The 8,206-nt window shown below is 57.6% G+C and carries 9 protein-coding genes; 1 reads left to right on the top strand and 8 read right to left on the bottom strand.

All coding sequences use genetic code 11. The features are described from left to right. Positions 1 to 144: 144 nt before the first annotated feature. Positions 145 to 393: a photosystem I iron-sulfur center protein PsaC gene (gene psaC, locus NW845_RS06420; RefSeq protein ID WP_011429399.1), complete on the bottom strand. Its 249-nt coding sequence runs from the start codon at positions 391 to 393 to the stop codon at positions 145 to 147. Between the two features lie 282 nt (positions 394 to 675). Here psaC and NW845_RS06415 point away from each other — a divergent pair, with 282 nt between their 5' ends. Continuing rightward, positions 676 to 1,020: a hypothetical protein gene (locus NW845_RS06415; protein ID WP_414377591.1), complete on the top strand. Its 345-nt coding sequence runs from the start codon at positions 676 to 678 to the stop codon at positions 1,018 to 1,020. Between the two features lie 4 nt (positions 1,021 to 1,024). Here NW845_RS06415 and NW845_RS06410 read toward each other — a convergent pair whose 3' ends face one another. The 7 genes from NW845_RS06410 to NW845_RS06380 all read right to left on the bottom strand — a co-directional run bounded on the left by NW845_RS06410 (position 1,025) and on the right by NW845_RS06380 (position 8,121). Next, complete coding sequence (locus NW845_RS06410; RefSeq protein WP_414377588.1) at positions 1,025 to 1,402, bottom strand: DUF3493 domain-containing protein; 378 nt, start codon at positions 1,400 to 1,402, stop codon at positions 1,025 to 1,027. A 3-nt stretch (positions 1,403 to 1,405) separates the two neighbouring features. Further along, on the bottom strand, positions 1,406 to 2,047 hold the full coding sequence (locus NW845_RS06405) for a hypothetical protein (protein WP_414366285.1): 642 nt from the start codon (positions 2,045 to 2,047) through the stop codon (positions 1,406 to 1,408). 125 nt (positions 2,048 to 2,172) lie between these two features. Next, entirely contained in the window at positions 2,173 to 3,477 is a 1,305-nt protein-coding gene (locus tag NW845_RS06400) for a gamma-glutamyl phosphate reductase (RefSeq protein ID WP_414377585.1), read from the bottom strand. Between the two features lie 117 nt (positions 3,478 to 3,594). Next, on the bottom strand, positions 3,595 to 4,047 hold the full coding sequence (locus NW845_RS06395) for a hypothetical protein (RefSeq protein WP_414366283.1): 453 nt from the start codon (positions 4,045 to 4,047) through the stop codon (positions 3,595 to 3,597). A 57-nt stretch (positions 4,048 to 4,104) separates the two neighbouring features. Next, on the bottom strand, positions 4,105 to 5,382 hold the full coding sequence (locus NW845_RS06390; protein ID WP_414377582.1) for a hypothetical protein: 1,278 nt from the start codon (positions 5,380 to 5,382) through the stop codon (positions 4,105 to 4,107). Between the two features lie 22 nt (positions 5,383 to 5,404). After that, a complete protein-coding gene (locus NW845_RS06385) occupies positions 5,405 to 6,685 on the bottom strand; it encodes a hypothetical protein (RefSeq protein ID WP_414377580.1) in 1,281 nt (426 codons plus the stop codon). Next, a complete protein-coding gene (locus NW845_RS06380; protein WP_414377578.1) occupies positions 6,682 to 8,121 on the bottom strand; it encodes an NAD(P)/FAD-dependent oxidoreductase in 1,440 nt (479 codons plus the stop codon). Before NW845_RS06380 ends, NW845_RS06385 begins: the two co-directional genes overlap by 4 nt. Positions 8,122 to 8,206: the final 85 nt, after the last annotated feature.

Below are 8,206 nucleotides of genomic sequence, written 5' to 3'. Positions count from 1 at the left end.
ATATATCCAGAATCAGTCAGGAGGCGCTATCCCTCCCCACCGTATAGACGGTGGGGAATCCCGCGCCTTACGTTGAAGTTAAAGATGCTGTTTCCTTGAGCGGGCGGGCAATCGCAAAAAATTGCAACCCAACCTGCCGGCGGCTTAGTAAGCCAGGCCCATGCTGCGGGTGGTTTCGGGCCCAAGATAGACGCGGATGCTCAGGAAATCGGTGGGGCAAGCAGTCTCACAGCGTTTGCAGCCAACACAGTCTTCGGTGCGGGGGGCAGCGGCGATCATGCCGGCCTTGTTGTTCCCCTTCCAGGGCACCATTTCCAACACATCGGTAGGGCAGGCCCGCACACACTGAGTACAACCGATGCAAGTGTCGTAGATCTTGACCGTGTGAGCCATTGGCGTTCTCCAGTCGAGCTGTTTGAGAGATTAAAAAAGGTTTACCGAAGGGCGTGGCAGCAACACCACTGCACAGGTGCCCTCAGTGTACTGTAGTCCTGCCCAGCCACCCCAATCTCCGATCCAAATGTTCAAACAAATTTACATCCCCCCGGATCCCTTGCCGCCCCGACGGGAAGGTCGCCCTCGCGGTTGGGCTAGGATCGCTTGAGGAAGAGCAGGGCAAGGATCCTACGAATGGGACGCTCGGTGCGGAATTGGAGAAGGCAAACCCGAAGCCAGATGCGCCGCCTGGGACCCGTTTTGGCCGGCATTTTGCAGGAAATCTATGAGGAGAACATCCCTCGCCTGCGCCGCTGGGATCGGCAGCTTACCAACTGGGTATACCGCCGCGGCTGGAGGGTGGATCCCTCCTTGCCTAAGGTGGCTATCTACGTGTTGGGTACGGTGGTGATCCTAGCGATTCCAATTCTCACCTGGGCAGTTGTGGTTGCCTTGGTTGCCTTTCTCGCCATCCAAATGGTTCAAAAATGGCCCCAGGCAGCCCCCGCCAGGGATCGCCACTATCTGCCGAGCGCCGAGGCGGAGGACGACCCAGATCCCCGCCAAGAGGACTGGGACGATTGACGGGCTAACTGTCCCTGCGCTGGTACAGGGGATCACCCTTGGGTGGAGAGGGCGACTCTTTTTGGCTGCTAAGGCGCTGCCTCATCTGTCTGACCAGCTTTTGCTGGGAGCGGTTTTCCAGCCTGTTTAGGCCAAGGGCGCCGGCCAGGATCCCTAACTGTAAAGCCAAGCTGGGCAGGGTAGTCTCCAGATCCCGCCCTGCCAAGGCCCGAAAGAAAAACACAAATGCCCCAACGGTAGCCGAGAACCCCACCGCCAGGTAGACAAAGCGCCGCAAACTGCGGTAAGGAGCAGCCAGTTCCGTGAGCAGCCTCACCCGATCCGCCGTCAGATCCTGGGGCAAGCTGGCTTTGGGCGAAGACTTGGGATCCGATTCCGCCATTGGCTATACCTCCTCAGGCAACAGCAAGGGATCCCGCCCAGAAATCGCTGCCAAGCTTTCCTCGGCGGCCCGACAGGCGGCTAGGATATCTTGCTCTTCCCCGCCCAAGTAGACGCGGCCAAAGCTACCAAAAGGCATCACCTCGAGGATGTTGATCCGGGCCGATTTTTCTGCCTCATTGGCGGCCAGGGGGGCATAGCCTGCCGGCTGCACCTCCAGGATGTAAAGGGTTTGGCCCGCAAGAAGCATCTGGCCGCGGCGGAAACGGTTGATCAACTGGGTTTGGTGGGGATCGATGTTGCGGATGATCTGGCTAGAGATGATGCGCGGCCTTAGGCGCTCCCTTTCACTCACCCCCAAAGCCGCCAGGATGGCCCGCCCGGCAGTGCGGGTATCCCCCTGGTTGCTGGAGTGAACCTCCAAAAGACCGTAGAGGCGCTCTACTACCTGCAACCCTGGCCTTACCGAGGTGGCTTTGAGGGCGATGTCCATGACGCGGTTGATCTCAATGCCGGGGGAAATCTCGACCCAGAGGGAAGTGTCCCCCGGCAGGGGCAAAAAGCCCTGGGCCACCGTGCCCAGATAGGCGGCGTATTGGGGCTGGAGCCGATCCAAAAACACGTAGCTGCGTAGGTCAATCCCCAAAGGAGTTCTCCCCTAGTCGCCTGGGCTTTGTGGGATGACAAGCTGGGAGTGGATCCCTATCTTCAGTCTCGCCTGATCTGGCCAGCTTTGGAGAAGGGGGCCAGCGGGATCCCACCCTCCCACGGCTACAGGCCGCCCTGGGCCACCACCTTTACAGTTGTCAGGGCTTCCAGGTCGATGGGCCCGCGCACATGCAGCCGCTGGGTAGAAATGCCCAGGGACGGGTCGCGAATCGCCCCCAAGGTAGGGATCCCGCTTCCGCGGCCTGCTGAGAGGGGCGTGGTGTTGATGTGGATAAGGGCCGCATCCACCTCCTGGAGAAAGCGCTGGGCCGCCGCCTGGCTATCAGTGAGGATGGTTTCCGACTGATGGTAACCGTTTTTGTTAATCCAGGCGATAGCCTCCGTTAAATCCGCTACTAGCTGGAGGCGCAGATGGGGACGCCGGGTGGAGTCAAACCCTTCTCCCAGCGGCTGGAGCTGGGGAAATTGCTCTAGAATTGGGGCGGCCGCCTGGACATCGACCTCCCCCTGACTGAGCAAAGCTTCGACCAGCGCTGGCAGATGGCTGGCGGCCCAGTCGGCGTGGATCAGCAGCCAGAGGGTGAGGGGCTGGTAGATGGGGATCCCTTCTGGGCCATAGCGAGCCAAGGGATCCAGCAAAGCTGACTTCACCAAAGGCCAGGGAGCGGTGCGATCCAGATAAACATGGCCATAGCCCAGGTGGGTAGCCAGGATCGGCACTTTGCTAGCCTGCAGGAGAAACTCCACCCAGCCGGGGCGACCACAGGGGATTACCAGATCCACGTAGCGGGTTTGCTGCAGCAGCAGTAGCAGCAGCGAGTCCTCTTGGGGATCCGCCGGCCGGTCTTGGGTGGGCAAGGCTTGAATAGCTCCTTCTGGGATCCCGTGTTCGTAAGCTGTTTCTGCCAATAGGGTAACTAGAGCCTGGTGGGTTTTCTGGATGGGGCCGCCGCTGGCCAAGAGCACGCCATTGCCCGTCTTGAGACCCATGCCAATGCCGTTGAGGGCAAACTCGGGGTAGATCTCATAGACCAAAGCCACCACCCCCAAGGGGACGCGGTAGCGGCCAATGAACAGCCCGTTGTCCTGACGGTACCCCCTCTCCAGGCTGCCGATGGGATCCGGCTGTTGGGCCAAGAGAGCAAGCAACTGGGCGGATCGCTGCAGGCGCTCCGGGGTGAGCTTGAGGCCGTTGAGGATCCACTCCGGCACAGTTTGCTCGCGGCAGCTTTCCAGGTCGAGGGTATTGGCCTCTAAGAGGATATCGGAGCGCTCCAGCAAACGGCGCGAGAGGGCCAGCAGGGCCTGGCGTTTGGTTTCGCCGCTCAAGCGCTGGAGCTGAGGCAGCAAGCGGCGCACCTGGCGCAGGGTGGTGCTGAGGTCAAAAGCTGAACCAAAATCGGTCACTCGCTTCCCTCCTGCCTGGCTGACCGACGACAGACCTGCTCCTGACCACTGCTAACAAGAAATGGCTAGATCCACAAGAGCTGAAACTGGGGATCCCTGGCAACGATCCCAAGCATCTCAAGGCCGACGCAGCAGCAGGATTGCCGTCGCCATCAACAGCGTTAACAACAGGCAAAGAATCAGGAACCAACTGAGCAACTGGGCTTGGCTGGGAAAGAGCACCGCGCTGAGAAACCCCACCCCCAAAGCAACCCCCAGGCTGAGGGTGAGGCCCAAGAGCATGGATCCCTGGAAAGTGCTTTGCCGGCGCAACACCCATTGATGGCCGTTCCAGAACCACATTTTGCGGTAGGGGTAGGAAACCGCCAGTTGCTCAATGTGCAAACGGTCGGGGGTGATGGCGAAAATATGCTGGCAACGGCTGCAGCCAAAAGCCTCGGTCAGGGTAATCAGGCGCAACTGACCTTGGTGGCAACAGGGGCAGGGGTAAATCTTGGCGGGGTCGATGGTCTGAGCCACCCGCAGGGACGATTTCTGCCGAGGCAACTTGCGAGGAGAAGAAAAGGCCACAGCTCGTAGTTGGGGAGAAGTCGGGATCCCTCACATCCTATCTTCAAGAAAGTGGAGTCAAGCTACCCAGAGATGGCGAACGTAGCGCCAGGTCAAGATCTGGTTGAGAACGAGGAAGATGAGAGCCAGAAGCCCATAGCCCAGCTTGAGAACTCTGCTCAGGTGGGGACGAGCCCAGAGGGGAAGAAAGCCCAAATCTGTGTGCTTGGCCCAGTGCACGAGAGCCAGCACGTGTACGACGTGAACCGGCAGGCAGTAGCGAATCATGCTTCGCTGGCCCAGGGGACTCATGCCGGCTACAGCGATGTAGAACATGGCCCAGGCAGCCAAATGGAGCCCCAGCCGCTCCCGCCAGCGCTGGCTCTTGCCGGCCAGGACACTGAGCCCCTCTACCAAACTTGCAACAATCAGGGATCCCAACGTAACAGACACAAACAGTTGGCTGAGAGCATCAGACCACAGGCCAGGATCCTTCACGGGTGCAGAAGGAGAGAGCAAGACTTGCCATCGCTCAGGGGAAAGAACATAGGTAGAAGCTTGGAAAAGGGCTTGGTAATTGGCCTGCACGCCAGTGAAGTAGCGCTGCATTTCCAGGTAGAGATCCCAGCGGCCAAAGCGGAGCTGACAGTAGAGGAAAAAACTCAGCCCGCCCGACAAGGCCAAAACAACGGCGCTGGCTGTCCAAAACCAAGGGCGGGATAGCCGCAGCAGAGGAACCAGCGCCACCGGCAAACCCACAATGCGGGTGGCACTCATCACCAAACCGTGGATCCCGGCTAGGAGCCCTGACCTCATTGAATTCAAGTGGGCCGACCAATAGAAAAAACCCAACAAGCTGGCCGTAAAGAGGGACTCGCTGTAGCCCACGACAAGGTAAAAGCTGCTGGGATAGACCAAGATCATCAAACTTGCCAAAGCTTGCCAAAGCAAGGGGATCTGCCAGCGGCGGTAAAATAGGAAAAGGTAAATCCACATCAGCCAGCAAAAGAGCTGGGCAGTGAGATAAAGCCCCAGCTCCGGATCAACTCCTAATAGGCGGCTCATTATGGTCACTGCCAGCGGATAGCCGGGAAAGAAAGCTGCATTGCTCTGCTCGTAGGCAATCTTGTCAAAGCCCACAAACTGATACCCCCGCTCCACAATGCTCAGGTACCAATAGCTATCGCGCTGGCTCAGGGCTGTAAAAGCAGAAGCATAGCTGCCGCGTTTTGTCCAGAGGTATATCGTTAACACTTGTAGGATAGTCAGCGCTAAGCCCAGCAAAAAAATCCGAGTAGAAAAGCCAACTAAACATTTGCGAATCTGCTGCAGCAGAGGGCCAGGGCGCAAACTCATCAGCTTCACCACCAAGGTTCGATCAAGCGACCCAAAGATGCTGGACGTAGCGCCAGGTGAGGATTTGGTTTAGGGCAAAGAAGACTAAAGCCAAGATCCAGTAGCCCAGCCTCAGGACACTGCCAAGATAGAAACGCACCTGTTGGGGGATGAAGCTGAAATCGGTGTATCTGATCCCATGCAACCAGGCCAGCACCTGCAGGGTGTGAACCGGCAGGCAGTAGCGGATCATACTTCTCTGGGCCACGGCACTCATGCCGGCCACGGAAATGGAGAACATAATCCAGGCAGCCAAATGGAGCCCCAGCCGCTCCTGCCAGCGCCGGCTCTTGCCGGCCAGGACACTCCACCCATCCAGCAAACTGGTAACAACTAGGGATCCCAGGGTGAGGGGAACAAACAGTTGACTGAGGGAAATGGCCCATATCCCATCCCCCAAAGCCTCGGAAAAGGAAAACAAAGACTGCCAGTACCCAAGAGAAAAGAGGGGGGCATAAGTACGAGGTTGAATAATAGCCAGGTAATCGAAAGAACTGGGGCCAAAGTAGCGCTGCATTTCTATGTAGAGATCCCAGCGGCCAAAGCGGAGCTGACAGTAGAGGAAAAAACTCAGCCCGCCCGACAAGGCCAAAACAACGGCGCTGGCTGTCCAAAACCAAGGGCGGGATAGCCGCAGCAGAGGAACCAGCGCCACCGGCAAACCCACAATGCGGGTGGCACTCATCACCAAACCGTGGATCCCGGCTAGGAGCCCTGACCTCATTGAATTCAAGTGGGCCGACCAATAGAAAAAACCCAACAAGCTGGCCGTAAAGAGGGACTCGCTGTAGCCCACGACAAGGTAAAAGCTGCTGGGATAGACCAAGATCATCAAACTTGCCAGGACTTGCCAAAGCAAGGGAATCTGCCAGAGACGGTAAAGTAGAAGGAGATAAACCCACACCAGCCAGCAAAAGAGCTGGGCGGTCAGGTAAAGCCCTAACTCAGGCTCAACCCGCAACAAGCGGCTGAGGGCAATAACGGCCAGAGGGTAGCCAGGAAAGAAGGCCACATTGCTCTGCTCGTAGGCAATCTTGTCAAAGCCGACAAACTGATAGCCCTGCCGCACAATCCCCAAATACCAATGGCTATCCCACTGGGTTAAACCCTTGAAGATGGAAGCATAGTCATCCTCCTGGCTCCAAAGGGAGATTAAGAAGATCTGCAACCCTGTCAAGGCTAAGCTTGGCAGCAGAACCTGGATAGAGAAAGGGGCAAGACGCTGCCGGCTTTGCCGCAACAGATGGCTAAGAGAGAAGCTCATCGCCGGACCTTCGCAGGTGGGGGTGGCACTTTGATCTCTTCTTGGTAATCGTCATCGGAGTTCACCTGCCAGAGATCGTGGCTGCCGGGGCGGAGGACGTTTTCCGCCGCCAATAGGCCCATCAGCAAGCTGTGATCCTGGTTGTTGTACTTAAACGAGCCGTAGCGACCCACCAGTTGCAAGTTTTCAAACTGGCCAAGATACCTCTGCAAAATGGCTAGATCTTCTTTGTAGCTGCCGGCATAGATAGGATAGGTGCGGGGCAGGCGCACCACAAAGCCGCCGCAGATCTTCTGGCCTTGCAGCAGGCCAATTTGGCGTAGCTCCTTCTCAGCCAAAGTCAGCAATTCCTCCTCAGGGGCTTGCCACAAGGGATCCCCAAAGTTGCACCAATACTCACAGCACAAGGGGGTTTGTTCCCGGTTGGGGAGCATAGCCGGTGACCAATTGGCAAAGTTGGTTACCCGACCAACCTGCACTGTTGGGTCGTTGATATACAGCCAGTTGTCGGGGAAAAGCTGGGATCCCTCCACAATCAAGTAAACCAAAACCGTGTTGCGAAACTTGAGGTTGCGGGCTGCCTGCAGCACTTCTGGGGGAGGCAGTTCCCGCAGGCTCTGCACCAACACTGTCAGAGGGATCGAAGAGATGACGTGGGAGGGGGAGACCCATGTTTCCCTTCCATCCTGAAGATGGCGCAGTTGCAGCTCAACAATCCGGGATCCCTCCTGCCTAAGGGCGATGACCTCCGTATTTAGCCAAACTTCTTGACCCTCGGCCAGCAAAAACTCCTGCATTTTTTCGTAGAGCTGACCGGATCCCAGGCGAGGAAACTGAAATTGGTCAATCAGTGATTTGACAGAGCCGCGCTTCCACCCCAGGGCCTTGCGGATGGCTTGCCCAAGGCTAAGACCTTTGATGCGCTGGGCAGCCCAATCGGCACTGATTTCGGTACAAGGGATCCCCCACAGCTTTTCCGTGTAGCCTTTGAAGAACATCTGAAAAAGCCGGCTACCAAATTTTCCTTTGACCCAGTCGGCAAAGTTCTGGGGAGCTGGGCGGGGGATGAGTTGGGCCCAGAGGTAGGAAAGGACAATGAGCAGACTTTCCCACCAGCCAACTTTGCGCAGGACTTCCCAAGCTTGGATGGGGTACTGAAAATATTGCTTGCGGTAGTAGATGCGGGTAAGCCGCCGGACAGTCACCTGTTCGGATCCCAAAACCCGGTTCCACAGCTCCAGCACCGCTGGGATCTTGGTAAAAAACCGGTGCGGGCCATAGTCGAGAATGAACCCCTGGTAGCGAATGCTTTTGGCCAGGCCCCCAACCCTGTCTTCTCGTTCCACCACCACCACGGGGAAGCCCAGCTGGGTTAAGCGATAGGCAGCCGCCATGCCCGCCGGCCCCGCCCCTAGGATATAGATGGGATCCCGCATCTCGCCTTACTTCTGCCTTCAAGTGCTGCCGACATTGTAATGTGGGGCGAGACTGGGAAAATGGGTAGAGGAGGAAAAAGGTAGA

Origin of the sequence: Synechococcus sp. H60.2, assembly GCF_047462315.1 — a bacterium.
GTDB lineage: Bacteria > Cyanobacteriota > Cyanobacteriia > Thermostichales > Thermostichaceae > Thermostichus.
The sequence above is the reverse complement of the archived record's forward strand: the minus strand, read 5'-3'. Positions and strand labels throughout refer to the sequence as shown.

What these genes read in the sequence shown, in the direction of transcription:
- NW845_RS06385 (WP_414377580.1), bottom strand. Translation starts at nt 6,685, where the DNA reads ATGAGCTTCTCTCTTAGCCATCTGTTGCGGCAAAGCCGGCAGCGTCTT.
- NW845_RS06390 (WP_414377582.1), bottom strand. Translation starts at nt 5,382, where the DNA reads ATGAGTTTGCGCCCTGGCCCTCTGCTGCAGCAGATTCGCAAATGTTTA.
- psaC (WP_011429399.1), bottom strand. Translation starts at nt 393, where the DNA reads ATGGCTCACACGGTCAAGATCTACGACACTTGCATCGGTTGTACTCAG.
- NW845_RS06380 (WP_414377578.1), bottom strand. Translation starts at nt 8,121, where the DNA reads ATGCGGGATCCCATCTATATCCTAGGGGCGGGGCCGGCGGGCATGGCG.
- NW845_RS06410 (WP_414377588.1), bottom strand. Translation starts at nt 1,402, where the DNA reads ATGGCGGAATCGGATCCCAAGTCTTCGCCCAAAGCCAGCTTGCCCCAG.
- NW845_RS06415 (WP_414377591.1), top strand. Translation starts at nt 676, where the DNA reads ATGCGCCGCCTGGGACCCGTTTTGGCCGGCATTTTGCAGGAAATCTAT.